The 25,752-nt window shown below is 65.0% G+C and carries 24 protein-coding genes; 12 read left to right on the forward strand and 12 right to left on the reverse strand.

Annotated elements, in window-relative coordinates; translation table 11 throughout:
• Positions 1-9: 9 nt before the first annotated feature.
• On the reverse strand, positions 10-951 hold the full coding sequence (locus ACO2SS_RS05770; RefSeq protein WP_423276638.1) for a LysR substrate-binding domain-containing protein: 942 nt from the start codon (positions 949-951) through the stop codon (positions 10-12).
• Positions 952-1,075: 124 nt separating this feature from the next.
• Between ACO2SS_RS05770 and ACO2SS_RS05775 the strand changes: the two genes are divergently transcribed.
• Together ACO2SS_RS05775 and ACO2SS_RS05780 are read left to right on the forward strand one after the other, a co-directional pair.
• A complete protein-coding gene (locus ACO2SS_RS05775) occupies positions 1,076-2,260 on the forward strand; it encodes an acyl-CoA dehydrogenase family protein (RefSeq protein WP_423276639.1) in 1,185 nt (394 codons plus the stop codon).
• Positions 2,261-2,266: 6 nt separating this feature from the next.
• Positions 2,267-4,309 carry an acetate--CoA ligase family protein gene (locus tag ACO2SS_RS05780; protein ID WP_423276640.1) on the forward strand — a complete coding sequence of 681 codons (2,043 nt, stop codon included), beginning with the start codon at positions 2,267-2,269 and terminating at the stop codon, positions 4,307-4,309.
• 32 nt (positions 4,310-4,341) lie between these two features.
• Here the strand turns inward: ACO2SS_RS05780 and ACO2SS_RS05785 are convergent, their stop codons facing one another.
• The 4 genes from ACO2SS_RS05785 to ACO2SS_RS05800 all read right to left on the reverse strand — a co-directional run bounded on the left by ACO2SS_RS05785 (position 4,342) and on the right by ACO2SS_RS05800 (position 10,965).
• Positions 4,342-5,769 carry an NAD-dependent succinate-semialdehyde dehydrogenase gene (locus ACO2SS_RS05785; RefSeq protein WP_423276641.1) on the reverse strand — a complete coding sequence of 476 codons (1,428 nt, stop codon included), beginning with the start codon at positions 5,767-5,769 and terminating at the stop codon, positions 4,342-4,344.
• Positions 5,770-5,875: 106 nt separating this feature from the next.
• A complete protein-coding gene (locus ACO2SS_RS05790; RefSeq protein ID WP_423276642.1) occupies positions 5,876-7,075 on the reverse strand; it encodes an aspartate aminotransferase family protein in 1,200 nt (399 codons plus the stop codon).
• 108 nt (positions 7,076-7,183) lie between these two features.
• Positions 7,184-8,899 carry a hydantoinase B/oxoprolinase family protein gene (locus tag ACO2SS_RS05795; protein ID WP_423276643.1) on the reverse strand — a complete coding sequence of 572 codons (1,716 nt, stop codon included), beginning with the start codon at positions 8,897-8,899 and terminating at the stop codon, positions 7,184-7,186.
• Complete coding sequence (locus ACO2SS_RS05800) at positions 8,896-10,965, reverse strand: hydantoinase/oxoprolinase family protein (RefSeq protein WP_423276644.1); 2,070 nt, start codon at positions 10,963-10,965, stop codon at positions 8,896-8,898. The genes ACO2SS_RS05795 and ACO2SS_RS05800 overlap by 4 nt, the downstream gene beginning before the upstream one ends.
• 266 nt (positions 10,966-11,231) lie before the next feature.
• Between ACO2SS_RS05800 and ACO2SS_RS05805 the strand changes: the two genes are divergently transcribed.
• The 7 genes from ACO2SS_RS05805 (at position 11,232) to ACO2SS_RS05835 (ending at position 17,132) form a co-directional block, all read left to right on the forward strand.
• Positions 11,232-12,458 carry an ABC transporter substrate-binding protein gene (locus ACO2SS_RS05805; RefSeq protein WP_423276645.1) on the forward strand — a complete coding sequence of 409 codons (1,227 nt, stop codon included), beginning with the start codon at positions 11,232-11,234 and terminating at the stop codon, positions 12,456-12,458.
• Between the two features lie 102 nt (positions 12,459-12,560).
• The gene (locus ACO2SS_RS05810; RefSeq protein WP_423276646.1) at positions 12,561-13,181 is read left to right on the forward strand and encodes a flavin reductase family protein; all 621 of its coding nucleotides are present in this window, start codon (positions 12,561-12,563) and stop codon (positions 13,179-13,181) included.
• Positions 13,182-13,282: 101 nt separating this feature from the next.
• A complete protein-coding gene (locus tag ACO2SS_RS05815; RefSeq protein ID WP_423276647.1) occupies positions 13,283-14,662 on the forward strand; it encodes an MmgE/PrpD family protein in 1,380 nt (459 codons plus the stop codon).
• Positions 14,663-15,444: 782 nt separating this feature from the next.
• Entirely contained in the window at positions 15,445-15,615 is a 171-nt protein-coding gene (locus ACO2SS_RS05820; RefSeq protein WP_423276648.1) for a hypothetical protein, read from the forward strand.
• A gap of 127 nt (positions 15,616-15,742) precedes the next feature.
• A complete protein-coding gene (locus ACO2SS_RS05825) occupies positions 15,743-15,982 on the forward strand; it encodes a Bug family tripartite tricarboxylate transporter substrate binding protein (RefSeq protein WP_423276649.1) in 240 nt (79 codons plus the stop codon).
• Positions 15,983-15,989: 7 nt separating this feature from the next.
• Complete coding sequence (locus tag ACO2SS_RS05830) at positions 15,990-16,172, forward strand: hypothetical protein (RefSeq protein ID WP_423276650.1); 183 nt, start codon at positions 15,990-15,992, stop codon at positions 16,170-16,172.
• Between the two features lie 207 nt (positions 16,173-16,379).
• Complete coding sequence (locus ACO2SS_RS05835; RefSeq protein WP_423276651.1) at positions 16,380-17,132, forward strand: NAD(P)/FAD-dependent oxidoreductase; 753 nt, start codon at positions 16,380-16,382, stop codon at positions 17,130-17,132.
• Between the two features lie 137 nt (positions 17,133-17,269).
• Here ACO2SS_RS05835 and ACO2SS_RS05840 read toward each other — a convergent pair whose 3' ends face one another.
• On the reverse strand, positions 17,270-17,515 hold the full coding sequence (locus ACO2SS_RS05840) for a helix-turn-helix domain-containing protein (RefSeq protein WP_423276652.1): 246 nt from the start codon (positions 17,513-17,515) through the stop codon (positions 17,270-17,272).
• Between the two features lie 11 nt (positions 17,516-17,526).
• Here ACO2SS_RS05840 and ACO2SS_RS05845 point away from each other — a divergent pair, with 11 nt between their 5' ends.
• Together ACO2SS_RS05845 and ACO2SS_RS05850 are read left to right on the forward strand one after the other, a co-directional pair.
• Entirely contained in the window at positions 17,527-18,855 is a 1,329-nt protein-coding gene (locus tag ACO2SS_RS05845) for a hypothetical protein (protein WP_423276653.1), read from the forward strand.
• Positions 18,852-19,061 carry a hypothetical protein gene (locus ACO2SS_RS05850; protein ID WP_423276654.1) on the forward strand — a complete coding sequence of 70 codons (210 nt, stop codon included), beginning with the start codon at positions 18,852-18,854 and terminating at the stop codon, positions 19,059-19,061. Before ACO2SS_RS05845 ends, ACO2SS_RS05850 begins: the two co-directional genes overlap by 4 nt.
• A gap of 14 nt (positions 19,062-19,075) precedes the next feature.
• Here the strand turns inward: ACO2SS_RS05850 and terL are convergent, their stop codons facing one another.
• Genes terL through ACO2SS_RS05870 form a run of 4 tightly spaced genes read right to left on the reverse strand, consistent with a single transcriptional unit; the run spans position 19,076 to position 22,379 of the window.
• Complete coding sequence (gene terL / locus ACO2SS_RS05855) at positions 19,076-19,951, reverse strand: phage terminase large subunit (protein ID WP_423276655.1); 876 nt, start codon at positions 19,949-19,951, stop codon at positions 19,076-19,078.
• Entirely contained in the window at positions 19,948-20,613 is a 666-nt protein-coding gene (locus ACO2SS_RS05860; protein WP_423276657.1) for a hypothetical protein, read from the reverse strand. Before ACO2SS_RS05860 ends, terL begins: the two co-directional genes overlap by 4 nt.
• Complete coding sequence (locus ACO2SS_RS05865; RefSeq protein WP_423276658.1) at positions 20,610-21,053, reverse strand: hypothetical protein; 444 nt, start codon at positions 21,051-21,053, stop codon at positions 20,610-20,612. The genes ACO2SS_RS05860 and ACO2SS_RS05865 overlap by 4 nt, the downstream gene beginning before the upstream one ends.
• Before the next feature lie 9 nt (positions 21,054-21,062).
• Positions 21,063-22,379: a DNA modification methylase gene (locus tag ACO2SS_RS05870; protein ID WP_423276659.1), complete on the reverse strand. Its 1,317-nt coding sequence runs from the start codon at positions 22,377-22,379 to the stop codon at positions 21,063-21,065.
• Positions 22,380-22,996: 617 nt separating this feature from the next.
• On the opposite strand from ACO2SS_RS05870, the gene ACO2SS_RS05875 reads away from it, so the two are divergent.
• The gene (locus tag ACO2SS_RS05875; protein WP_423276660.1) at positions 22,997-23,734 is read left to right on the forward strand and encodes a CDP-diacylglycerol diphosphatase; all 738 of its coding nucleotides are present in this window, start codon (positions 22,997-22,999) and stop codon (positions 23,732-23,734) included.
• On the opposite strand, the gene ACO2SS_RS05880 is transcribed toward ACO2SS_RS05875, so the two are convergent.
• Together ACO2SS_RS05880 and ACO2SS_RS05885 are read right to left on the reverse strand one after the other, a co-directional pair.
• A complete protein-coding gene (locus tag ACO2SS_RS05880; RefSeq protein ID WP_423276661.1) occupies positions 23,735-25,270 on the reverse strand; it encodes a recombinase family protein in 1,536 nt (511 codons plus the stop codon).
• A complete protein-coding gene (locus ACO2SS_RS05885) occupies positions 25,267-25,740 on the reverse strand; it encodes a DUF2924 domain-containing protein (protein ID WP_423276662.1) in 474 nt (157 codons plus the stop codon). Before ACO2SS_RS05885 ends, ACO2SS_RS05880 begins: the two co-directional genes overlap by 4 nt.
• Positions 25,741-25,752 lie beyond the last annotated feature (12 nt).

Here is a 25,752-nt window from a genome sequence, read left to right on the forward strand (position 1 = left end):
TCCGCAGGATCAGGTGTCCGCAGGCTTCGGCAGGCGGACACCTGCCTTGGCGAGGGCGTATTCGGCGTCCTCCCGCGCCACGGCTTCCAGCCAGTTGATGAAGGTCTCGACGCGCCGGGGAAGCCGGCGGTCTGTCGGCCACACCGCGTAATATCCGAGGTCGCGGAGAATGGGCGGCCCGAAGAGCGGGACGAGCCTCCCCGCAGCGATCTCGTCCTTGAGCAGGAGCGGCTGGCCGATCGCGATGCCGAGGCCCTCCGCGGCGGCCTGGTAGGTCAGGACCGAGCTTTCGAACACCATCCCGCCGCCCGGGTCGACCGCCTCCACGTCCGCGGCTTTCAGCCAGTCCGCCCAATCGCGCCGCCGATAATACGAGTGCAGGAGCGTCTCGCGGACCAGTGCCTCCGGCCCACCCCCGGCAAGCCGGCGAGCCAGATCGGGGCTCGTGACCGGCTGCAGCAGGTCCCCGAACAGCAGGCGCGACTGGGTGCCAGGCCAGTGTCCCTGGCCGAACTGGATCGCGACATCGACGGTCTCGCGGCTGAAATCGACCGCCTTCACGATACTGGACACGCGGATATTCGCCCGCGGGTAGCGGGCCTTGAACGCCGGCAGCCGCGGAATGAGCCACTTGGCCGAGAAGGTCGCGTAGGCCCGCACGTGCAGGGCGTCGCTCGTCTTGGCGTCGGACAGTCGGGCGGTCGCGGCAGCGATGCGGGCGAAAGGCTCGGCGATGTCCGCCGCATACGACGTTCCGGCCTCTGTCAGGGTCGCGCCGGCGCGCTCGCGGTTGAACAGGCGCACGCCCAGGAAGTCCTCCAGGACGGCGATCTGGCGGCTCACGGCCGACTGCGTGACGCCGAGTTCCGCGGCGGCCTTTCCGAAGCCTCCGACCCGGGCCACAGTCTCGAAGACGTGCAGCGGGTTCAGGGGCGGCATCCGTCGCGACATGACAATCGGGCTTACGTAAAAGTCATGTCCCGATAACGCCTGCTCTCTTGCTGGGCAAATCTCGGTCCGCCAATCCGGAGGCATGATCGCGCGGGGCGGCTGGCCGCCTCGCCAGGAGGATGCCATGGATTTCGCGCTCAACGACGAGCAGGCCCTGTTTCGGGATTCGGTCCGCCGCTTCGCGGACGAACGCCTGAAGCCCGGCGCGCTCGAGCGGGCGCACCGCCCGGGCTTCCCGTTCGATGCCGCGAAGCTGCTCGCCGAGCAGGGTCTGCTCGGCATCACCATGCCGGTCGAGGATGGCGGACAGGGCGGCACGCTGATGGACGCCGTGATCGCGATCGAGCAGGTCGCGGCCGCCTGCCCGCGCAGCGCCGACGCGATCCAGGCGGGGAATTTCGGGCCCATCCGGACTTTCCAGGAATACGCGACCCCCGAGCAGAAGGCACGGTTCCTGCCCGACCTCCTCGCCGGACGCACCGTGATCAGCCTCGGAATGTCCGAGCCGGATGCCGGCTCCGCCGCGACGGACCTGAAGACCACGGCGCGCCCCGACGGTGCCGGCGGCTACATCATCGACGGCTCCAAGGTCTTCTCGACCCACAGCCCCGAGGCGTCCGTCTTCCTCGTCTATGTGCGGTTCGGGCCCGGCGTCGGCGGCATCGGCTCCGTTCTCGTGGAGCGCGGCACGCCGGGCTTCACGATCGGGCAGCCCTCCGCCTTCATGAGCGGCGAGGAATGGTCGCAGCTCTATTTCGAGGAGTGCCGCATCCCGGCCGAGAACGTCCTGCTCGGGCCGGGCGGCTTCAAGCGGCAGATCGCGGGCTTCAACGTCGAGCGCCTCGGCAATTCCTCCCGCGCCCTCGCACTCGGCCGCTACGCCTTCGATCTCGCCCGCGACCACGCCCTGCAGCGCAAGCAGTTCGGCCGGCCGCTCTGCGAGTTCCAGGGCCTGCAATGGAAGTTCGCCGACCTCGCGGTGAAGATCGAATCCGCTCAGCTCCTGCTCTACCGGGCGGCCTCGACGCCCGAGGGCCAGCTCCCTTCGGCTGCCGAGACCGCGATGGCGAAGCTCGCCTGCAACCAGGCCGGGTTCGACGCAGCGAACGAGGCCGTACAGGTGATGGGCGGCATGGGCTACTCGACCGAGGCGCTGGCGGAATACTGCATGCGCCGCACGCGCGGCTGGATGATCGCTGGCGGCTCGATCGAGATGCTCAAGAATCGCATCGCCGAGCACGTCTTCGACCGCCGCTTCGACCAGCGCCCGCCGCGCGCAGAGCGCCCGGCCGCCCAGGCGGCCGAGTAGTCCGGCATGAGCCTCGGGCAGTCTCTTCTTCGGCCGCGGAGCGTCGCGCTCGTCGGCGCCTCGGACGATCCGGCCAAGACCGGCGGGCGCCCGATGGCGTTCCTGCGCCATGCGGGTTTCGCGGGCGCGATCTACCCGGTCAATCCGCGGCGCGAGACGGTGCAGGGCGTGCGCGCCTACCCGTCGCTCGCGGACCTGCCGGAGGTGCCGGACCACGCCTTCATCCTGGCGCCGACCGACGGCGTGCTCGATGCCGTTTCAGCCTGCGTCGAGCGGGGCGTGCCCGTCGTGACGGTGCTGGCCGGTGGCTTCGCCGAGGAGGGCGAGGAGGGCCGCGCCCGCGAGGCCGAGCTGCGGCGCATCCTGTCGGGTGGCTCGACCCGTCTGCTCGGTCCCAACAGCATCGGCATCGTCAACGCCACCAACGGTCTCCGGCTGACCGCGAACGGTGCCTTCGCTGAGCCGGAGATCCGCCAGGGCGGCATCTTCGTCGCGTCGCATTCCGGCAGCATGATCGGTGCGATCCTGTCGCGCGGGCTCGGCAAGGGGCTCGGCTTCGCGGGCTTCGTCTCGACCGGCTCCGAACTCGATCTGACCCTGGGCGAGCTCTGCGAGGCGACGCTCGACGATCCTTCGATCGAGACCTACGCGCTGTTCCTCGAATCCATCGCGCATGGCGCCGACCTGCGCCGCTTCGCGCTCGCGGCCGCTTCGCGTGGCAAGCCCGTCATCGCCTACAAGCTCGGACGGTCGAAGCAGGCGGCGGAGCTGTCGCAGTCGCATACCGGGGCGATCGCCGGCGAGGACGGCATCGCGGACGCCTTCCTGAAGGATTGCGGCATCGCCCGCGTGGAGACGCTCGAAGGGCTCATCGAGGGGCTGCCGCTGCTGCGCCGCGTCGGCACGCGCGTAGCCCCCCGCCTGCCCCGGACGGCCGTCGTCACGACGACCGGCGGCGGCGCCGCCATGGTGGTCGACCAGCTCGGCCTGCGCGGCATCGAGGTCGCCGTCCCGAGCGAGGCCACGATGGTGACCCTCGCCGAGCGCGGCGTCTCGGCGCCGCGCGGCCGGATCCTCGACCTCACGCTCGCCGGCACCCGGCCGGCCATCATGTCGGCGGCGCTCGAGACACTGCTCGCAGCGCCGGAATTCGACCTCGTGGTCGCGGTCGCGGGCTCGTCGGCGCGCTTCCAGCCCGAACTCCTGGTTCCGGCGATCGCCGGGGCCGCCAGCAAGGCCGATCGTCCGCTCGTCGCCTTCGCGGCCCCCGAGGCCCCCGAGGCGCTGCGACGGCTCGCCGAGGCGGGCGTCCCGTGCTTCCGCACCCCGGAGGCCTGTGGCGACGCCGTGGCGGCGATCTTCGGCCGCCGCGCGGCAAAGCCGATGGCGCCGGCCGTGCCCCGTCGGACCCGCGAGCGCCAGCTCGACGAAGCTGAAGGTTATACGGTTCTGTCGCGCTTCGGCCTTCCCGTCGCACCGCATGCCGTGGTCGAGCCGGACGCGCAGGCATCGCCGGTTCCGTACCCGGTGGCCGTGAAGCTGCTCTCGGCAGAGGTGCCGCACAAGACGGAGCTCGGCGGCGTTGTGCTCGGCATTGGCGACGACGACGCGTTCCGGGCCGCTGTCGGGCGGATCAGCGAGGCCGTCCCGAAGGCGGCGCCGGGCCTCGCGGTCGAGCGCCTGCTGGTTCAGTCCATGGCGCGTGGCCTCGGCGAGGTGCTCCTCAGCGTGCATCGCGATGCGGATGCGGGGCTGGTCGTGATGCTGGCGGCCGGCGGCATCCTGGCCGAGATCCACGAGGATCGCAGCCTCCGTCTTGCGCCGGTCGACCGGACCGAGGCCGAGGCCATGATCGGCGAGGTGAATGCCCTGCAGGCGCTCGCCGGCTATCGCGGGCGTCCCAAAGGAGATCTCGCGGCCCTGGCCGACGCCATCGTGGCGATCTCGCAGGCCGGCCCGGAGATCATCGAGGCGGAGATCAATCCGCTCATTGTCCTGGCCGAAGGCCAAGGCGTAGTTGCGGTGGATGCGGTTGTTACAACCCGGTAGTTGGGCGGCGCACCACCGCGGCGGCCCGCCAGTTAGGCCTGGGACACGAACTTGGTCGCCAGGTATCCCTCCAGCGCCTCCGAACCTCCCTCGCTGCCGTATCCGGAGTCCTTCACCCCTCCAAACGGTAGCTCAGGCAAGCCCAGTCCGTGGTGGTTGATGGACAGCATCCCGCATTCCACCTCGGAACTCAGCCGCTCGGCGCGAGCGGTGGACCTGGTATACGCATAGGCGGCCAGGCCGTACGGTAGTCGATTGGCTTCCGCGATCGCCTCGCCGTCTGCTTCGAAGGGTAGGACGAGAGCGACGGGGCCGAATGGCTCCTCGTTCATCACGCGGCAGTCGGGTGAAAGGTCGGTGAGCACCGTTGGCTCGAAGAAGTAGCCTCGATTTCCGATGCGGCGCCCTCCGCAATGCAGCGTCGCTCCGGTCCTAACCGCGTCTTCCACTAGCTCGCTCATTGCCGTGAGCCGGCGTTCATTGGCGAGAGGACCCATGCCGACATCCGGTGCGAACCCGTTGTCGACCCGGATCTGCTTCGCATAAGTGACGAAGTCACGGACGAAGTTGTCGTAGAATCCACGCTGGACGAGAAACCGGGTCGGTGACACGCAGACTTGTCCCGCATTGCGAAATTTCTGCGTCGTGAGCACAGAGACCGCTTTCGCGTAGTCAGCGTCGTCGAAGATGATCGCAGGCGCGTGACCGCCGAGCTCCAGCGTCGCTCGTTTCATATACTGTCCCGCCTGCGCCGCGATGCTCTTGCCGACCGCCGTAGAGCCGGTGAAGGACACCTTCCTTACGATTGGATGCGATATCAGGTAGCTCGAAATTTCGGCCGGTCGCCCGAATACGAGCGAGATTACGTTCGCCGGAATGCCGCCGTCCAGGAACGTCCGGACGAGGGCGCTGCAGCTGCCAGGCGTCTCTTCCGGACCCTTCAGGATAATCGAGCATCCCGTGCAGAGAGCTGCCGCAATCTTGCGAACCGACTGGCTGACGGGAAAATTCCAGGGCGTGAACGCAGCGACGGGCCCTACCGGTTCGCGAAGGGACAGCTGAATCACCCCGGCGTGCCGCGCGGGAATGACACGGCCATAGGCCCTCCTGCCCTCTTCCGCGAACCAATCAATCAGATCGGCAGAGTTCAGGATCTCCATCTTGGCCTGAGAGAGCGGCTTGCCCTGCTCGCTCGTCAGGACGGCTGCGATCGCATCGGACCGCTCCCTCAGAAGGGATGCGACGGTCCTGAGGATCTTGCCGCGTTCAAAAGCACCAGTCGCACGCCATTCCCGGAAGCCGCCTTCGATCGCCCGAAGTGCCTCGTCGAGGTCTTCGGCGGTTGCCATCGGCAAATCGCCCAGGCGCTCTTCCGTAGCCGGATCGTAGACCGGCATCGTCTCGCCGCTGCCTGCGCCTCTCCAGCGACCGGCTATGAACAGCTTCAGGTCAGGGTACATCGCGGAATTTCCATGGAGGGTCTTTGGCGGCGGCTGTCACGCCGCTCCGCCCAAGGGAAGAGGCTCGTCCCCCGCCGAGCGGGACGCGAGGACCCTCGGGTCCGGGTTACGGCCGTCGCCGCAAAAATTCAGTCACGACCTGGATCAGGATCTCCACGCCGTGCTCGGCTTCCCCGGTCGATATCGTCAGCGGCGGCACGATGCGAACGACACGCTCGGCCGTGACGCTGAGCAGCAATCCGGCCTCAAGCGCCAGACCCACGATGTCCCCGCACGGACGGTCGAGCTCGATGCCGATCATAAGCCCTCGGCCCCGTACCTCTCGAACGCCGGGGATCGCGAGTCGCGCTCGCAACAGCGACACAATGTGGTCTCCGACATCCCGCGCCCGGGTCGGGAGATCGTCGGCCTCGACAGCCGCCAGGACAGCGTTGGCAGCCGCGCAGACCAGCGGGTTGCCACCATAGGTGGAGCCATGGGAGCCGATCCCGAACACATCCGCGGCCGCTCCAGACACGACGCAGGCGCCGATGGGGACGCCGCCTCCGAGCCCTTTAGCTAGCGTCATCACATCCGGCTTGATGGAGCTGTGCTGGAACGCAAAGGCTCGCCCCGTCCGGGCGACTCCCGTCTGGACCTCATCTAACATCAGCAGCGCGCCGTGCAATCGGGTGACCTCGGCGATCTGATCCAGCACTGCCGGGTCTAGCAGGTTAAGGCCGCCCTCGCCCTGGATCGGCTCCATGAACACTGCCACGATGGTCGGATCACGCCCGAGCGCCTGTTCGAGCGCAGAGACGTTCCCGAACGGAATGCGGACGAATCCGTCGACGGGAGGGCCAAAGCCAGTCTGAATCTTGGTGTTCCCGCCGGCCCAGAGCGTCGCGAGCGTGCGACCGTGGAAGGCCTTATCCATGACGACAATCGTCGGGCAGTCGACACCCTTGCGGTGACCGTACAGCCGGGCGAGCTTGATTGCGGCTTCGTTGGCCTCGGCCCCGGAATTGCAGAAGAAGGCCTTATCCATCCCCGACAGCCGTGTCAGCCGCTCAGCGAGCTGCTCCTGGACGGGAATGTGGAAGCCGTTCGAGACGTGGATCATCCGGCTGGCCTGGTCGGAAATCGCCGCGACAAGCCGAGGGTCGGCATGGCCGAGGGTGTCCACGGCGATGCCGGCCAGCATGTCGAGGTAGCGCCTGTTTGCCTCGTCGAAGAGCCAGACACCCTGCCCGTGCGTGAAGACAACCGGCAATCGCTTGTGCGTGGGGATCAGATTCGGATGAAAATAGGTTTCACCGTTCGCCACGGCCTGAGCCCGTGCAACCTGAGCTTCGCTTAGCATCATTTGATCTCCAACAATGGGCGACAGCGATCGCCCGGTGTTCGATGCTCCGTCGAATCGGATCCGCCCGGGTCAGGCGCCGGAGGCATTCAGGCAAAAGTGGGGATACGCACGCTCCGACACTTCCAATGTCGCGTAGCCTTCCTTGATGTCACGTCGAATAGCATCGACGTCACGCTGCGAGACTTCTCCGAACCCGCCTGCGCCCGACAGCCGGAAGCTGATCACGTCGTGCCGGCGCAGGACGACGGTTTCTTTGGAGGCGAGGACGATCTGCTCGCCGTCCCTGATTAGGATTGTCTGGCCGAGCAAGCCTGGCTCACCGCCCTCAAGACCGTACGGCTGGTAGACGTGCCGATCGCTCAACAGGGACGCGCGGGCTGTCCCAGTTAGGATTTCGACGTCCTTGCGGATGCCGCAGCCGCCCCGATGGCGTCCTGCGCCGCCCGAATTCGGAATGAAGCCAAAATGCCTGATCCTGATCGGGGCGGAGTTCTCGTGCATCTCGATCGGGATGTTCGCGCAGTTCATCACGGCCGCAAGCGCCTCCGCGCCGTCGCGGCACTGCATCGCGCCGTATCCGCCCATAATTAGATCGTAATAGATGAACGGCTTACCCGAGCGCTCGTCGATCCCGCCGATGTTCGGGTTGCTCCAGTGGGAAAATCCGGCGACGACCCTAGACGGGATAGCCTGCGCCAGGGCGCCGCTGATCGCCTCGAAGATCCGGACCTGAATGGTGGCCCGTCCACCGCTCGGTGCCGGGAAGGTCGGGTTGAAGAACGTGCCCTCCTTCGCGTGAACTCTGATCGGCCGGATCGCGCCGTCGTTCTGAGGCAAGCGTGGGTCGGTGAAGACCTTCACGGCGAAGAAGCAGTAGGCCCTCGTGTAGTTGAGGTAGGAATTGAGCGCTGCGCCGACCTGTTCGCTGCTGTCGGAGAAGTCGAAGTCGATTTCGCCGTCAGACACGGTAATAGCCACGGAGACGCGGATTGGGTCGGTTCCGGGCCCGGCGTCGTCGAAGTGGTCGGTGAAACGATATGTCCCTTGCGGGATCCGCCGGATCTCCTCGCGAGCAGCGGCCTCGGCTACGTCGAGGAGGTGGTCGATCGTAGCTTCCAGCTTCTCGACCCCAACTTTTCGAAACACCTCCAAGAGGCGCGATTTGCCGATGTGGTTGGCGTTCCTCTGGGCTGTAAGATCGCCTCGGACGATCTCGGGAAGCCTTACATTCGCGAGGAGAATGCGGAGAAACTCGTCACTGAATTCGTCATTCTGAATGGCGCGTACCGGAAGCACGCGTATGCCTTCCTGATAGGCTTCGGTGACTCCCTGGACGAGCTGGGATCCAGGCGCCGCTCCCCCGACGTCGACATGATGAGCGATGCTCGCAACGTAGCCGATCAGGTCCGCCTCGAGGTGAACTGGCGAAACGAGATAGCAGTCCGGGAAATGCCCCGATCCCAGCGCGGCGTCATTCATGAACACGCCGTCACCGGGCTTCAACGCATCGCCCGGATAGAAGCGTAACACGTGCTGGAGCACGTAAGGCATGGAGCCGAGATGACCAGGGGTGAAATTCCCCTGCGCGACTAGACGCCCCTTTCGATCGAAGAGCGCCGTCGAGAAATCGTCCCCTTCGCGAACGGCGGCCGAGTACGCGCTGTTACGCAGCGCCGTTCCCATCTCCTCGGCGATCGCGATCAGCGTGCTCGAGATCACGGACGCAGACACCGCGTCGATCGGGGCGGACCAAGGCGACCGTGCATTAGTCGATCGAGACATCATTCGGCTCCGATCGTGATTAGAAGGTTTCCTAGTCGCGTAACCTCGAGCCTGTCGCCCGGGAGTACTATCGTCGTCGTCTCAGGCTCAGCTATGATCGCGGGCCCTGTTACGATCGAGCCGGGCGGCAGCGCCGCGCGGAGATAGACGTTACAATCCACGAATCCGCCAGCTTCGGGAAAGTAGGCCGGTCGCCTGGTGGGCGACGCGGGTGATGCGACCGCCTCGCCAGCCGACATGTGACGCGCCGGGGCGTCGGCACTCCAGACAACGAGCCAGTCGACGGCTTCGATTTCGGTACTGGGAACCGCCGCGCCGTAGATGCGGCGATATGTTTCCTCGAACGCTGCTCGCGCGTGGGTGACGTAGCCGTCGTCGACCGCGCCGACCGGAACCGGCACCTTCAATTCGAAACCTTGGCCTTTGTAGCGCAGGTAAATGGACCGGCTAAATGACCCGCCCTTGACGGCGGTTATCCCGTTCGAGCTGTCGCGGATCTTGTCTTCGAGCGAGATGAATATCTCGGCCATGCGAGTTGCGTTTTCGGGGGCGAGCGAGAGGATTTCCGTCGCAAGGGCATCGAGCTTCGGAGCGGCGCGCAGAAGTCCCACGGCCGAGCCGACGCCCGCCCCTACCGGGATCAGGACTTTGCCGACCGAGGCCTGTCGGGCCAACCTCGCGGCATGAAGCGGTCCCGCCCCGCCGAACGCGATCAGTGTGTATTCCCGCGGGTCGCGCCCTCTTTCGATCGAGATGATCCGGAGAGCGCGCTCCATGTTGTTGGTGGCGAGCGCGTGTATTCCCCAGGCCGCTTCAGCACTGGAAAGGCCAAGAGAGCCGCTTAGGTGATGTTCGACTGCGCGCCTAGATGCCTCGACATCGAGCGTCATTGTTCCATTGTTGAAACTCTCGGCCGCAAGATAGCCGAGCAAGAGATTGGCATCAGTCACGGTCGGATGGATCCCGCCGCGTCCGTAACATGCGGGACCGGGCCATGATGATGCGCTCTTCGGTCCAACCTGCAACAGCCCCATGACGGGGTGTGCCACGCTTCCGCCACCCGCGCCGATCTCGACCAGCTCGATGCTCGATATGTTCAGGGGTAGTCCGCTGCCCTTCTTGTAGTCCGCCGCATCGACTTCGAATCCTGAGACGATGGCAGGCTCACCTTCGTCAACGGCGCCGAGCTTTGCAGTTGTCCCGCCCATGTCGAAGGTGAGCAGGCTTGAAAGACCCTCGTCCCGGCCGATGGCTGCACAGAGCAGCACCCCAGCCGCTGGGCCCGACTCTACGAGCCGAATCGGCATGCGGCACGCGAGCTCTGTCGCGATGAGGCCGCCGTTTGACTGCATGATGCTCAGGCTTGGCTTGATTTCGAGGCCGCGAAGCGCCTCTTGCAAGGAGGTGATGTATTGCCCGACTGATGGTCCGACATAGGCATCCGCAACCGTGGTGCTCGTCCGCTCGTACTCACGTATCTTCGGGCTGACCTCATGGGAGAGCGAAATGCGGAGGTCGCCAGCCCGGCGCCGGATCGCCTGTCCCACTTCGAGTTCGTGAACAGGGTTCGCATACGAGTGAAGCAGGCACACGGCGACGGCATCGAACCCCTCTGCCAGGATCCGTTCGACGAGAGCGTCGAGTGCATGTCGATCAAGTTCGGTGATAACCTCACCACCGGCCCCAATGCGTTCGCGAATTTCAAAAATGGCCGACCGTGAGATCAGCGGCTTCGTCCGGTTGACGGCAATCTCGTAGGTTTGGTGCCGCTTCTGGCGGCCGATAAGGAGGATGTCCCGAAAACCCTCCGAGGTGACAAGCGCGACGCGAGCGCCCTTCCGTTCCAAGATCGCGTTGGTCGCGATCGTCGTCGCATGCAGAGCCAAGTCGCAATCGGCGGGATCCAGCACACCAGTGGCGATCAACAACTGCAAACCCTCAACCACCCCGTCCGCTTGGTTCGGATAAGTTGTCGGGACCTTCAGAAACGTCTTGAGGATTTCGCCAGCGTCGCTGACGGCGAAGTCGGTGAACGTGCCGCCGACATCGAACGCGACCTGTCTAGTCATCTTGGCAGCACCCCTGCACCTCTGCCCGGCACGGCTCGGTCAGCGCCGAGGCGCCCCGCGCTCTGGTTCTCCAAAGTCCTTCCGCCGGGAGCCCGGTACGGAAGGCTCGCAGTTAGTGGTGGCCAGAACCGTCGGACAACTAACCAGAACTCATTCCTGCATGCGTTCCAGTTATGTCGATCTCCGACTTTCATGATGTAAACAGAGCGGAATCGGCGTCGTTGCGCCTCGCACCGGCTATGCCGTCGCATTTTGGAGAGGTCGGGATGACTGCGCTCAAGTCGACAATCGCTGCCTTTGCTCTCGCCGCCTCCATCTCGTTCTCCTCGGCCCATGCACAAGGCATATCGGACGGTGTGGTAAAAATTGGCGTTTTGACCGACGTCACTGGGCCATACGGCGACGTCGTCGGTGAAGGAGCGGCAGCGGCGGCCCGCATCGCCGTTAACGACTGCCTCGCCAAGGAATGCGCGGGCATGAAGATCGAGGTGATTCTTGCGGACCACCAGAACAAACCGGATCTCGGCCTGACGATCGCGCGGAAGTGGATCGACGTCGAAAAAGTCGATGCCTTCCTCGACGTGACCAATTCCGCGATCGCCATCGGGGTCGCAAACCTCCTGAAGTCGAACACGCATGTGACTGGATTGTTCTCGGGTCCTGGAACTCCAAGACTCACCAACGACGCGTGCGTTCCGAACGGCATTCACTGGATGTACGATACGTATGCGTTGGCAAACTCGTCCATCCGCGCTTTGAACGGTACCGGCGCCAAGTCGATCTACTTCCTCGCAGCCGATTACGAATTTGGGCAGCAACTGCGAAAGGACGCCGCGGATGCCGCCACGGCGACTGGCATCGAGGTCAAAGGCACGTCTCGTCATCCTCTGAACACTCCCGACTTCAGCTCGTTTCTTTTGACGGCTCAGAGCTCAATGGCGGATGCGGTGGCTTTCGCAAATGCGGGCAGCGACACCATAAACGCCGTGAAGCAGGCCGCCGAGTTCGGGTTGACACCGAAACAACGGCTCGTCGCCTTGCTGATGATGCTGACCGATGTTCACGCAATCGGTCTGCCCCAGGCCCAAGGCCTGATGTACGTGACGGGCTTCTATTCTGATCTGAACGAGCGTTCGAAGAGCTTCTCGGCAAAGTTCACTAAGACTTTCGGCCGCGCACCCACGATGACTCAGGCCGCCGCATACTCAGCAGCTTACACCTATCTCAAGGCAGTCGCCGCCACGAAGACGGACGATGCGGCTAAAGTTGTGCCTGTAATGCGTGAGCGCGGCATCGACGACGACGTCATCCAAAGCGGCAAGATCCGCCCCGATGGCCGGCTCGTGCATGACATGTACCTGGTTCAAGTGAAGCAGCCCTCCGAGTCAAAAGCACCCTGGGATTACGAGAGGCTGGTTCGCACGGTCCCGGGCGACGAGGCCTTTGCTCCCCTGTCGGCATCTGGATGCCCTCTAGTCAAGGCTCCCAATTAGTTTCTTACGGTGCTGCGAGCTCGGTCGTCGCGATCCAACGCTAGGTTCGGCGCTTACCTTTGAGGCGTGACGATCTCCATCTCTCACGATTAAAGGCGATTCATGTTCTTTGATCCTATCAGGAATGATCATGGGCTGCCGAGAGACCCGTTCAAGGCCTGCATCACTCCCCGGCCGATCGGCTGGATCAGCACGGTATCCGAGGCCGGTGTGGAAAACCTCGCGCCGTACAGCTTCTTCAATGCCGTATCTGAGTGGCCCAGGATGGTGATGGTCTGCGTCAACGGGAACCACGACGACGGCAGAGCCAAAGATACGCTAACGAACTTGCTCGAAGTACCCGAGTTCGTGGTCAACATTGCGACCTGGGATCTCCGCGAAGAGATGAACAAGTCGTGCGCCGGCGTCGAACCCGAGATCGACGAGTTCGAGCTGGCCGGCCTGACAAGGGTGCCGGCGCTACTCGTCCGCCCCTCCAGGGTCGCCGCCTCCGGCGTGAACATGGAATGCCGCGTCCATCAGATCATCGATCTGCCGGCCCATCCCGATGGCGGACGCAACGCGCTTGTCGTTGGTTCAGTCGTCGGCATCCATATCGCGGACGAAGCCATGACCGACGGTCGCCTAGACATTGGCAAATTGAAGCCGATTGGGCGGCTCGGCTATTCGGAATACGTCGTCGTCGACAAGGCGAGCGTCTTCAACATGCGCAGGCCGGACTAATCCGAGCCGGTAGCCGGCGGCCGGGCCGCCTGACGTCAACCAACTCCGCTGTTTGACGAGCCGGCGGGCCAACGCGATCGGGAGGCGGGATGGATAGGAAGATGCAGCCGCTGATCGCCTTGTCCGAACAGGCAGCATCCATCAACTCGCGGCCATTGGCGCCAGAGGTGCAACACCATGCCCGACGGGCCCTGATCGACTGGTATGCGGCCCTCCTCCCCGGCTGCTTGCTGTCACCTGCGACGAACCTCGCGACAGTTCTCGCCGCCTCGCGTGGCGGGCGCTCCGTGTGTTACGTCGACGGATCAAGGACGGATATCCGCACCGCTGCGCTCCTCAACGCGGTGGCGAGCCACACGATCGAATTTGACGATATCCATCGGGATTCCGGCTATCACCCGGGCTGCCCGACCATCCCGGCCGCTCTTGCGGTTGCGCAGGAGCGCGGGGCGTCGATGGAGGCGCTGCTTCGTGCTGTCACAGCGGGCTACGAGGTCTCGTGCCGGATCGGGATGGCAGTCCAGCCCAGCCATTATCGCATGTGGCATACGACCGGCACGGTGGGAACATTTGGCGCCGCGACTGCCGCGGCCATACTCCTCGGCTGCGGTACCGGACAGATCGCGCACGCGATCGCCACCGCAGCCACGATGGCGGCCGGACTTCAGCAGGCGTTTCGCGGCGGCGGTATGAGCAAGCCGCTACATGCCGGGCACGCCGCCGAGGCGGGGTGTCTGGCAGCCCTCGCCGCGTCGGCCGGAGTCACAGGAAATCCTGACGTGCTGGACGGCCCAGCCGGATTTGCTGCGGCGACGAGCGACGGTACGGGCAGGTGGGAGATCGCGCTGGCCGACCTCGGAAAGCGCCTGGCAATCACTGAGATCACCTTCAAGAACCACGGCTGCTGCGGCCATATCTTCCCCGCGCTGGACGGGTTGCGACATCTCCAGCGGAAGGTGGCCTTCGCCGCCGTTGACATCGAGCATATCCGGATCGGCGGCTATCGCGCGACCAAGGAGGTCTGTGATCGGCCCCACGTCTCCTCCGAACAGGAGGCGCGCTTCAGCACGCAATATTGTGCGGCGATCCTGCTCACCCGCGGAGGCGTGCGACTCGATGCCTATCGGCCGGAATATCTCAGGTCTGCCGACATCAAAGCCATCATGTCCCGTGTGTCAGTCGAACTCGACCCAGATATCGCCGACGTCTATCCGGCGCGCCGCCCGGCTAGGGTCGAGGTGACCCTCCGGGACGGTCGGGTTCTGGAGCATTTCCAGCCTACCCGCATCGGGGATCCGGACGCGCCGCTCTCGGACGCCGATCTGTCGGACAAATTCTTGGAACTCGTTTCGCCTGTGATCGGCGACGGGCCGGCTCGGGAGCTTCTAGCGGATCTCTGGGAACGCGAAGAATTGCCGACGCAAATACAACCGCGGGCGACAATGTCCCTGACGAGCTTGAGGTCCGCCAACCTTCTGTAATCCTCGCTCGCCTCCAAGCCAAGCAGCGTGTCTGGCAAGAGCTGTATCGTCTCGGCCTACTCCGATACGTAAATCTCGGCCGTTCTCACGGCTCCGGAGAGACGGACGTCCTGCTGGGCCGCCTTCCGTATAAGGTTCATCGCACACTCTGCGGAGACCGTTTCGAAGGATCCGGCTCGGGGCGGCGAGGCCGAGCGAGACGAGACTTAGGACGGCACGGCATTGACGAACTCGGGCGGTTGGAAGGCCATGATGGCCTTCGCCGAAGCCGCGGCATGCGGCCCGGATCTTGTCTTCGTCCGTTCCTGCGTGAACGAGGCGCAGGAGCCTGGAGCCCAGCCGATATGTCTTGCGGGTGGTCCCCTCCGTCACGAGCAAGTTCGCGGAGAGGAGGCCGGCCACCAGTCGGTGGGCGCTTTCCGATCGGAAAGCCCGACGCTTGCGCAATCTCGCTCAGGCCCGGAGGGTCTTCTCCCGCCGCGACGGCCTCGAGAACTGCAACGTACCGGCTCAAAGGGGGAGCGCTTCTCATCCAGCGTGGGACGGGAGCGTCGTCTCGTGTGCCCGTGAACTCGGTCGAAGAGATGGGGGCGGACTACGTCTTGGCCGTGATGGATGCGGCCGGGCTGAATCGGCCCACTTCCTTGATGACTCGACCGGTGGAGCGATTGGCTTCTCGGTCGCTCTCGATTCGCCAGAGCGGCTCGGTTCACTCATGGAAGCGATGCTGGAATTCGATCGGCGCTCGGAGCTAGGAAGGCTGGGCCTGCCACCATGGTCCTTTGCGCGAACGACGCGATCCTTACGCCGCGCTACTTCTCCGAGGAATATGCCCGGCCGATCCCGGGCGCGCGCGCTACGTGCCGAAGGGCGGGCAGGCCCTGTCCCGCACGGAACTAGAGCTCTTCAACGCAATCGTTCTCGACTTCTTCCTGGAGATGGCCGCCCGATGAACTGCTTCCGGCGCTTGTTTTCCTGGACTCTTGCCTTGCCGCTTCTGGCGACCGCCGCCGCGGCACAGGACTGGCCGACCCGGAACCTCCACCTCGTCGTTCCCTTCAGGCCGGCGGACGCGCCGACGTGCAGGCGCGCTTCATCGCCGAGGAACGATCGAAGGCGGTCGCGCAGCTGTTCATCGTGGAAAACAAGCCCGGCGCGGGCGGGAACATCGGAGCAGCCGATGCCTCGCGATCGGCGCCGGACGGCTACACTCTCTTCATGGCTACCTCGGCGACACATTCCAGCAATATCAGCTTCTATCCAAAGCTGCCCTACGGTCCGGAGAAGGACTTCGCTCCCCTGACGCTGGTCACGATCTAATCCGCAGGTGATCGTCCCAGGCGAAAAGTACCCGCAGAAGACGCTGCCGGACCTGGTCGCTGCACTGGAGCGGGCCGGGTCGGCTACGAATTTCGGCTCGTCCGGCGTCGGGTCGCCCACGCATCACCTCCCGACGACCTTGTGTCAAACCCTCCTGCCCTTCCGCAAGACGGTTGAGTACAGGACCTAGTTGATGCTGAGCACTGCTCGCCGGGCGAGTTCCTCCGATGCGTCCAGATGTGCGCCGAGTAGTGTTTCTCAATGAACTGGATGCTCGCGTCGTGCTATGCGGCGACGCGTCGGGCCGGGAGGTTCGCCTTACCTGGGCGTAGACGTGGAGGACGCGCTTATGCTCGCCGAAGGCACCGAGGTCTGATCAACGTGGCTCCCCGGCCGCTTGCGCCCGAGGAGCCTTCATGCGGCAGCCGCACTGCGCCCATTTCGGTCAATCAGCTGGACGGGCCGGCTGCTCAGAGCCCTACACGTTCTGAACGGCCGAACGTCCGTCGTTGGGCGTGGTACGCGGACGTTTCGGAAAGAATGCTCGGCTTGCGATCCAGCCCACCTGAAAAAGGAGAACGCCCGCCAACCGGTTGTACCTTCATCGGCTTTCAGCTTATCGGCGCAAGGTCTCTCGAGCGGGTCGTTCCAAGCCGGCGTCGAACGATTCTTCGAGCCGAGGCGGCGGCACATTGCGGCCATTCCACTGCCCGCCACCGTCGTCCCGTACGAGTGGCCGTTCTTCCGCTGCCCATCGTGGCCCTTCTACATGAAGCCCGAGGCCGGGCAGCTGCTTGCAAGTCTGATGGATGCCGAACTCGACCGTCCAGGAGATTGCATGAGCGATGATCTCCGGATCGCCGAGATCGTCGATGCTGTCGAGCGCCTCACGACGGTCGAGGTCCGGCGCGTCACCCGCGGCTGGGCAGGCCATCGAACATTCTCGCCGGATGACGCCCCGGTCATTGGCCCAGATCCGCTGGTCGCCGGCTTCTTCTGGGCGGCGGGGCTGGGGGGAGCGGGAGTCATGTCCTCCCCCGCCGTCGGCGAGCTGGTGGCCACAGCCATCACTGGTTCCCGGCAGCACCCACTACAGGAGCAAGTAGATCCCGCGCGCCGAATAGGAGTACGCCGTTTCGGCGAAATCTGAAGTGGAGCTCTGGTACTAGCGGTCACTTCTCAGGCCGCGAGCTCGGAAGCAGCCGTTCCGCTCCGGCTAACTTCGGTCCTGGTAGCCGGCGTGCATTTTCCGGAAAGCGCAAACTCTGACTTCACTGAAGTTTGGCCTTAGCTCTTAGGCACTCGTATGAGTTCTTGGATCATCTGCACCGGATCAAAGCCAATCGCCTCGCCAAGGTCGAGCAGTTCGACAACGTCAAGCCGTCGTTGACCGCTTTCCAGGTTCGAGACGAATGGTTGGTGCCGCCCGAGCGCCTTCGCGACCTCAGCCTGATTGAGCCCAGCCTGCTCCCGGTACTGAATCAGGAGCTCTGCCAGGCGCTTCTGCCGGGCTGAGCTGAGGGATCGAGGCATGCCGGGCCGCTTTGGCGAGAACCGGCAGGCGAAGTAGAAGGCGAGCGCATTTATCCAAAAAGCAGATATTCCGCTGGACTGCGCCGGCCAGCAGAGCGACAGCTCGGGCGGGCGTCTTTGCCCTGGTCGGAGACGGGATAATGAATGCCGGCACAGGTGTCTTCGTGCTGCGCGATGAGGCGACGCTCGTCGCCATGCAGGCGGCGAGCTTTGCGACCGAGGACGACTTTCAGCGCCTGCTCGCGTCATTCCCGGAGCTACTAGCCGGTGACCAGATCGATGCTGCAGCGCCACGCAGGTTTCTGCTCATTGCCCGCGAGCAAGGGATACCGGCCGAAGAGGGAGCGGGGGACCGCTGGTCGCTCGATCATCTCTTCCTGGATCAGGACGGTGTCCCGACACTTGTGGAAGTCAAGCGAGGCACCGACACCCGCATTCGGCGGGAGGTCATCGGACAGATGCTGGACTACGCGGCAAACTCTGTTCTGCACTGGCCCGTCGAAGCGATTCGGGCGCAGCTGTCCTCACGCTGCCAAGCCGAAAAGCGAGACCCGGAGAGCGCCTTGGCCGAACTGATCGGTCAGGACAGCGATCCGGAAGGCTTCTGGGCCCAAGTGCGCACGAACCTGCAAGCCGGGCGCGTCCGCCTCCTGTTCGTGGCCGACCGTATTCCGCCGGAGCTGCGGCGCGTGGTCGAGTTCCTGAACCGACAGATGGATCCTGCTGAGGTCCTCGCCATCGAACTTAGGCAGTACGAAGGCCAGGGACTGAGGACCCTCGTGCCGATCGTGCTTGGGCAGACGCAGGATGCGGCGCAAAAGAAGGGAGGCGGAGCAAGCGGCCCTAAGCAGAGCCGGGCCTGGGACGAAGTCTCCATCATGTCCGAGATTGCGGCCCGCTCAAGTTCAGCTGTCGTCGAAGCCGCGAGCGCGATCGCCAGCTGGATAAGAGCGCGGTCTGATCGGGTCGCGTTCAATGCCAACCCGAGCTGGGGCTCGATGGGGGCGGTGTTCCGCAAGGAGGCGGCTGAGATTACGGCGCTCCGACTGCACTCGGACGCGTCGGTCGTGGTCTATTTCGAGTATATGCTCGGCAAGCCAGTGTTCGACGCCCTCCCTCGCCGACAAGCGCTGCTCGACCGCCTGAACGCCGTACCCGGGATCAGGCTGCCACCCGACGCCGTCTCGAAGCGCAAGACTATCCCGCTCGCGCCGTTCACGCCTGCTTCGACGGCCGCGTTCCTGGCGGTCATGGATTGGTTCGTCGGCGAGTTGCGCCACCCCAAGCCGGACGCTTCGGCCAAAGCTCCCTCGCCTGCTGCAGCCGAGCGGGATGCATGAGAGCCGCCCTCCCCTGCCTGGCGATCACGCTGGTCCTAGCTGCGGCTGAAACCGCGCACGCTGGCAGCTCCGAATGCGGGCTCATCCGGGATCCCGACAAGCGCCGCGCCTGCATCGCCGAAGCCGAGCGCCGGCCTGGCGAATGCAGCCTCATCCGCGACAGCGACGAGCGGCGGCTCTGCCGGATCAGAGCCGAGAAGCGTTGATGTTGAACCTGAGTTTACCCAAGACCAGGCGGGCCGTCGAACTGGCGCATCCTGCCCCTCGCTGGCTGACCATCGCTCTCCGGCGCCTCAGGCTCGCGGCCGGCGACCTCGCGGCGCGTGATCTCGCGCCGCCTCAGCGGCCGCGACCTTGCTCGACGTGCCATCAGCACATCTAAGGCCTGCGTGGTTGAGTCGACTTGGTCCCAGTATGCACCGAACGGGGCCGCCAAAAGCTCGTCGATATATGCTCGGAGCCAGGGCGCGTGGCGTGGCAGGTGGACCTGTCCGGCCTCGAAGCGAACCGATTGGGTCAGCAAGCGCTCTTCCTTGTCGGCTCTCGGGTTGTAGAGCCCGATCCTCATGTCCGAGGTGCGCCTGATTTCCTGGACGAGGCTTTGTCCCAAGCCAGGGCCTTCTACGACCGTCTCGTGCGGCTCATGCTCACGATCCCAGGCCAGGATCAGCTTTCGAAGCTCTGGCGTCTCCAGCTTCCGTCGCGTGAGCTCAAGGAGGTAATAATCAGGGCCGACCTGGCCCCAGAGGGTGCCGACCGAGTAGCTGCTGTGCTCCCCAATTGTCGAGGCCGGATCCCAGCTCGCAAGCAGGTAGTCGAAGCTGCCCGGTTCTTCATCGTAGAAGCTGAGCCAGCTCCGGTCGATGACATTCCCGCCCGGCGGCACCGGATCCTGCATATATTGCGCAGAGAAGTTCATGGTGCCGAGTTCTCGGCGTGTGGCTTCGAGCACGTTGCGCGGCTCGCGTTCGGGAAGAAGAACCTCACCTTCTCGCCGGCGGTATAAATCATTCTCGCGCGATCCGATCTGGTATGTCTCGTCTCGGGGCGCGATTGCCGGAATGACGAGCATGCTCCATTCGCCTTTGCGGATCATTCCTCATCCTCGTCTTCCGCCAGGAACCCGACGAGATCGTGCTGATGCAGGCGCTGGCCCACGATCACGATCGCGCCTTTCGCCTTGTCGTCGAGCCGCGATGGGAACTTGGTGGTCCACATCTCGAGCTCACGCCGCCGGACCGCCTCCGACAATGCCGCTTCCGGGCTCATTGCATCATCCGCAATGATTAGGTCCGCCCCTCGGCCGAGGACCGATCCGCCGAGTGAGACCCCATACCGGTAGCCTCGCACGGTCGTAACGGTCTCGGTTGCCCGGTTGCCGCCCCGCTTCACCGAGAAGTTCGGGAAGGCCCGTCGGTACCAGACGCTCTCGACTACGGCCCGGAACGAAGCTGCGAGCGACAGCACCAGCTTGTCGTCACTCGACACGCAGATGATGCGGGTCCGGGGATCGTGCCCGAGCCGCCAGGCCGGGTACGCGATCGAGATCAGGATCGACTTGCCCGACCGTGGCGGCACGTTGACGATAAGGCGCCGGATCTCGCCGACATCCACTCGCCGCAATGCCTCTGCGATAGCCTGAAGGTGCCAGCTGTCCTGGAAGCGGGCACCTGGATTCAGGGTGGCGAAGCATCGCTCGACGAAGACCATGAAGTCCGTGCGGAGCAATGAGCGAAAGAGGCGCGCATCTCCGGTCACGGGCCGTCCTCCGGGTCCGGATCGTCCTTCTCTCCGCCGCCCTGCGCGTCCGTTCGGCCCAATCTTCTCTGGGCAGCCCGCAGGAGCGCTGCCTCCTCATCGGGAGACAATTCCTCTTCCCCCTGGTCGACGGACAGCTTCGCCAGGCGGGCTTCCTTTCGAGCATCGAGCAACTTCGCCGCTGAGACGTTCCCGTCTTTCACGACCGCCTTGTAGAGCGCGATGTCGATGAGCTGATCGCGTGTCAGCCAGCGCCATTTGCCGTCGATGAGAACACGCTGCCGCTCATCCAGGAACTCCTTGTCCGCCTTCGGCTTCCCCTTGCAGCCCCACGGGTTGCCAGGATGGCCGGGCTTGAACCGATGCTCTTTGGGCGGGCGGCAAAACCCGACCGCACCCTCGCGACGATGCGCGTCGCCGCGGCGCTTCGCTTTCGCCATGGCATCACCTCAACGGGGGCGGGTGCGCATGCGAGCGCGAGGCACAGGTGGCGGCGCTGATGCTCGCTCCGTGGCGGTTTCGGCAAAGGTCAGCCCGGTCTCGGCGTGCCGAGCGGGCGCCCTTGTCCGGGCCTCCATCCGGCGGACCGCGAGATCGACATAGAGCGGGTCCAACTCGAGCCCAAAGCCGCGCCGCTTTGCACGGTGAGCGGCGATCAGGGTCGTCCCGCTCCCGGCAAAGCAGTCGAGCACGATGTCGCCTCGACGAGACACATCCAGGATCGCGTCCTGGATCATGGCGACATTCTTCGGGGTTACGTGCGCGAGACCTTCCCGGTCGTCCTGCGACGAGAAGGCGTTCGCTCCGGGATATTCCCAGACGTTAGAGCGATTGCGCCCGTTGCGTCCCAGCTCGATGTTGTTAACGTGGGACGAGGTTCCTGATTTCCAAGCGAACAGGAGCTCATGTGCCGAGCGCCAGAGCGACCCCATGCCGGGGTTCGACTTTGACCAGACGATTAGATTGATCAGCTCGAGTCCAACCGCCTCGCCCGCGGCCAGCATTTCGCTCATATGGCGCCAGTCCATCCATTGGAGCGACAACGCCCCATCGCGACAGTTCTCGCGCAGAAGCCCGAGGTAGATGCGGAGGAAAGCTATAGCCTCTTCGCGGCTCGTCGCGTCTGATCCCATGACGAACCCACGCGCATCTGCGCGTCTGGTCACGTGGCCCTTGATCGGCACGAAATACGGAGGATCGCAGAGAGCTAAGGCGGCCAGCTCTCTCGCCATCACCGCCTCATAGCTTACCGCCTCCAGCGAGTTCAGGCAGCCGAGCCGATGACCGCCTTCGAAGACCCAGATGTCTCCAATCTGGGAGACCGCGACCTTCTCGAGAGAGGGCAACGCGTCGTCAGGATCGGCCGGCGCATCGAGGCGAGCATCGATCTCGGCTGAGCTGAAGCCGGTATGGGTCGCCAGATCGATGTCGAACTCGACGAGGAACTCCAGCTCGGCCCTGAGCACCTCGTCATCCCAACTCGCCAACTCGGCCAGGCGGTTCAGCGAGATCCTCAGCGCCCGCTGCTCGGCGTCCGACAAGTGGTCGAGGGTAGTCGTAGGGACCGCTTCGAGCCCCGCGACCTTCGCTGCCTCGGCAATACCGTGGCCAGCCACGATCTTGCCCTGTGGGTCCAGGAGAACCGGCACGACAGTTCCGAAACGCCGCAGCGACTGCACCAGGAATTCCTGGCGCCGCTTCAGCGGCTTCCGCAGCGTCTGCGAGGACGGTACAAGCTCGCGCGGATCGCGATACGTGATCGCCATCTGAAACGGTCGCTTGGGGGAAACGAGAGAAGAGACGGGTCGCCGCGGCGACCGGGGGACTTGCGGCATTGCGTTGCTCCGCCGGGAGAGCATCCGATCCGCCAAACATCACCGCGCCGCGCATAAGCACGGCTACTCGGTAAGCGTTCAACGGAGCTGAATGCCCTCCGGAGAGCGACGGTGTCGCCGATCGGAGCGATCTGCCAGCCTGGAGGCGCATCCGATCCCGGAGCAACGCGCCTCACATGACCACCGTGAGCTTGCGCACGACTGTCGTCAATGAGGCGTTCTGCTTTAATTCAACGATCCTGTGGGCAACATCAGTCGTGGGAGGCCTCCCTTTCGGCTTTGCGCCCGCCCGGCCTCCATTTCGATCGCATTTTCAGTTCCCATTTCGTCTGCCGGATCCAGAGACGGTTTCGATCCTGACTGGCCCCACCACCAGGGTATCTCCCCAAACTCCACGTTTCCTGGCGGCCAGGAATATGGCCGTGGTTTCCGCGACTTAGCCGAGGGCCTTACCGGGCCGGGCGGTCTCCGGGCCTGAGTTCCGGTCCTCCTGGGGCCGATCGGCGGCCCAGTCTCTGAGCCCCCAAAACCCGTTTCCGAAGATGCTGATGCGACGCGCCTTCATTCCCCTGTCGCTCGGCCTCGCCCTGCTCGCCTTCGGCGCGGCAGCGCTTCCCCTCCCCCGCGATGCGCTCTGGCTCGTGGTCCGCTCCTGCATCGTGGCGCAGGACACCTTCGGCAACCCCTTCCCTTGCCTGAAGGTCGATGCCGGCCAGGGCGCCGGGCCCGGCTACGCCATCGTGAGGGCGCCGGATCGCTCCACCCACGTCATCCTGACTCCGATCGTCCACATCCCCGGAATCGAGAGCCCGGAGTTGCTGCGGGAGGATGCGGGCGCCTATTGGCGGGCAGCGTTCGAGGCGCGGCGCTACGTGGTCGAGAGCGCAGGCGGGCGCATCCGGGAGAGGGACGTCGGGCTTGCGCTCAACTCGATGGACACCCGTAGCCAGGACCAGCTGCACATCCATGCCGAGTGCTTCCGGCCGAACGTGCTGGCGACGCTCCGCGCCTCCGCTCCACCGCCGAACGCAGGCTGGGGCCGCCTTCGCGCAACGTTGGAGGGTGAACCGTATCTCCTTCGCACCCTGACGCGAGCGGAGCTCGACGCCACGAACCTGTTTGCCCTGCTTGCCGCGATGCCCGGCGCCGGGGGCGATCCATCCCGCTCAAAGGCGCTGCTGATCGAGGTTGGCGACCTCCTCGTCCTTGCCGCTACGCGATCGAGCCGGCGCAGCATCGAGAGCCTCCTCGACCACGGCTGCGCGCGCACCCTGAAGCAGGGCTGATCACAACCCGAGCGCCCGCTCCTGCTCGGCCCAGGATACGGGCAGGTCGATCAGGGTCTTGAGGCCGATGCCGCGAGGCAGGCGGCCATCGACGATCGCCTTGACGATGGCAGGCGACAGGAAGGCAAGCGAGAGCGTCATCCGAACCGAGCGCTCCGTCAGGTTCTCCCGGCTGGCGATCGCGTCCGTGCTGGTGACAGTTGATGAGATCAGCTCGCCCGTCCAGAACCGGGCCTTGGCGATCGCACGCAGGATGCGGGTACGGTCCTCGACCTTCATCGGACGGAGCTTCGTGTCGGCCCCGGGCGGGACGATGATCTCGCGTCGCCTACGGGACGGGCCCGGGGTCCAGGCAACCTCGATCCTTTGATCATCAGACCGGGTGATGACGAGGCACTCCGATTCGACCGTCACGCTCTTGCAGTGCTGCACGATGAGTTCAGCATCACCCTCCGGCTGCCGGTGGGCTGGGATGATCGACCTGAGAACCCCGACCACGGCAGCCTCGATCTCCGGCGCCGGGACGCGGGTGATTGTCTGCCGGTCCCGGCCCTGCAGCACGGCTTGCGAGACGTAGTAGCGGTAGCGCTTAGGACCCTTCCGGGCATGGGTGGATGTCATGGCATTTCCACCCTCGTCCCGGATCCTGCCGACCAGGAGATGATCGGAGGCAAGCCGCTGGCGGGCATGGTTGCGTGTGCTGCCTGCGAGCTGCGCCTGGACGGCCTCGAAGGTCGCAAGATCCAAGATCGCGGGATGCTGGCCCTCATGGACCCGGCCCTTGTGCGTGAGCCGCCCGACATAGATCGGATTCGCCAGGATTCTGTAGAGGTGCCCGCGGCTGAACGGCTTGCCGCCGGTATGCCGCCCTGCCCCGTCCGTCCGCTCCGGAATGAGGATCGCATCCCGATCGAGGCTGTCCTTCAGCGCACTGACTGACCCAAGCTCGCGGTAGCGGCCAAAGATCGTGCGGATCAGCTCCGCATGCTCCTTCACGATATGGAGCGCGCGGGCCTCGACCCGGTACCCGAGCGGCACCACCCCGCCCATCCAGATACCCTTCTTCTTGGATGCTGCGATCTTGTCCCGGATGCGCTCGCCCGTGACCTCCCGCTCAAACTGCGCGAACGAGAGCAGCACGTTCAGCGTGAGCCTCCCCATGCTGGTCGTCGTGTTGAAGGTCTGGGTGACGGAGACGAACGACACCCCATGCCCATCGAACAGCTCGACGAGCTTTGCGAAGTCGGCGAGGCTTCTGGTCAGCCGGTCGACCTTGTAGACGACCACCACATCGATGCGGCGGGCCTGGATGTCCGCGAGGAGGTTTTGAAGGGCCGGTCGGTCCAGCGACCCGCCCGAGAACCCGCCGTCGTCGAAGCGGTCGCGGATCAGCCGCCAGCCCTCTTGGGCCTGGCTCTTGATGTAGGCCTCGGCAGCCTCCCGCTGGTTGTCGAGCGAGTTGAAGTCCTGGTCGAGCCCGTGCTCGGTCGAGACCCGGGTGTAGATGGCGCAGCGGAGGGTCGGGCGGACGTTCACGATGCCGTCCTCCGATCCTGTGATCCCTTGGCGTTCTCCTTCTGTCTGAGCCCGAAGAAGCGTGGGCCGTTCCAGTTCGTGCCCGTGATGGCGCGGGCAACCTTCGAGAGACTCTCGAACGTCTGCCCGTTCCAGGCAAAGCCCTCCTCCAGCACCATGACCCGGTGCAGATAGCCCGCCCACTCGCGCACGAGCAGCGTGCCGGGCTTGGTGCCACGCAGCTGGGGAGGGGGCAGATCCCCCTCCCCTCGCCCGAGCCGCTCCAGGGCCCGGACCGTCTCACGGTCGAGATCGCCGAGCGCGTCCGCCTGCACCCGGTAGGCCACTGCGCGCTGCAGGAGCGAACGTGGCAGGCCGTCCGGGGCCGAGCGCCCGAACAGAGTGCGCCAGCGACGCCGCAGGCCGGCAAGGTCCATCGCAGCGAGCCGGGCGAGATCGGCCTCGAGCCGATCTTCCGAGTTCCGGGACATCGTTGGCGCCAC

The sequence above is a fragment of the Enterovirga sp. CN4-39 genome, assembly GCF_049446235.1.
Taxonomy (GTDB): domain Bacteria; phylum Pseudomonadota; class Alphaproteobacteria; order Rhizobiales; family Beijerinckiaceae; genus Enterovirga.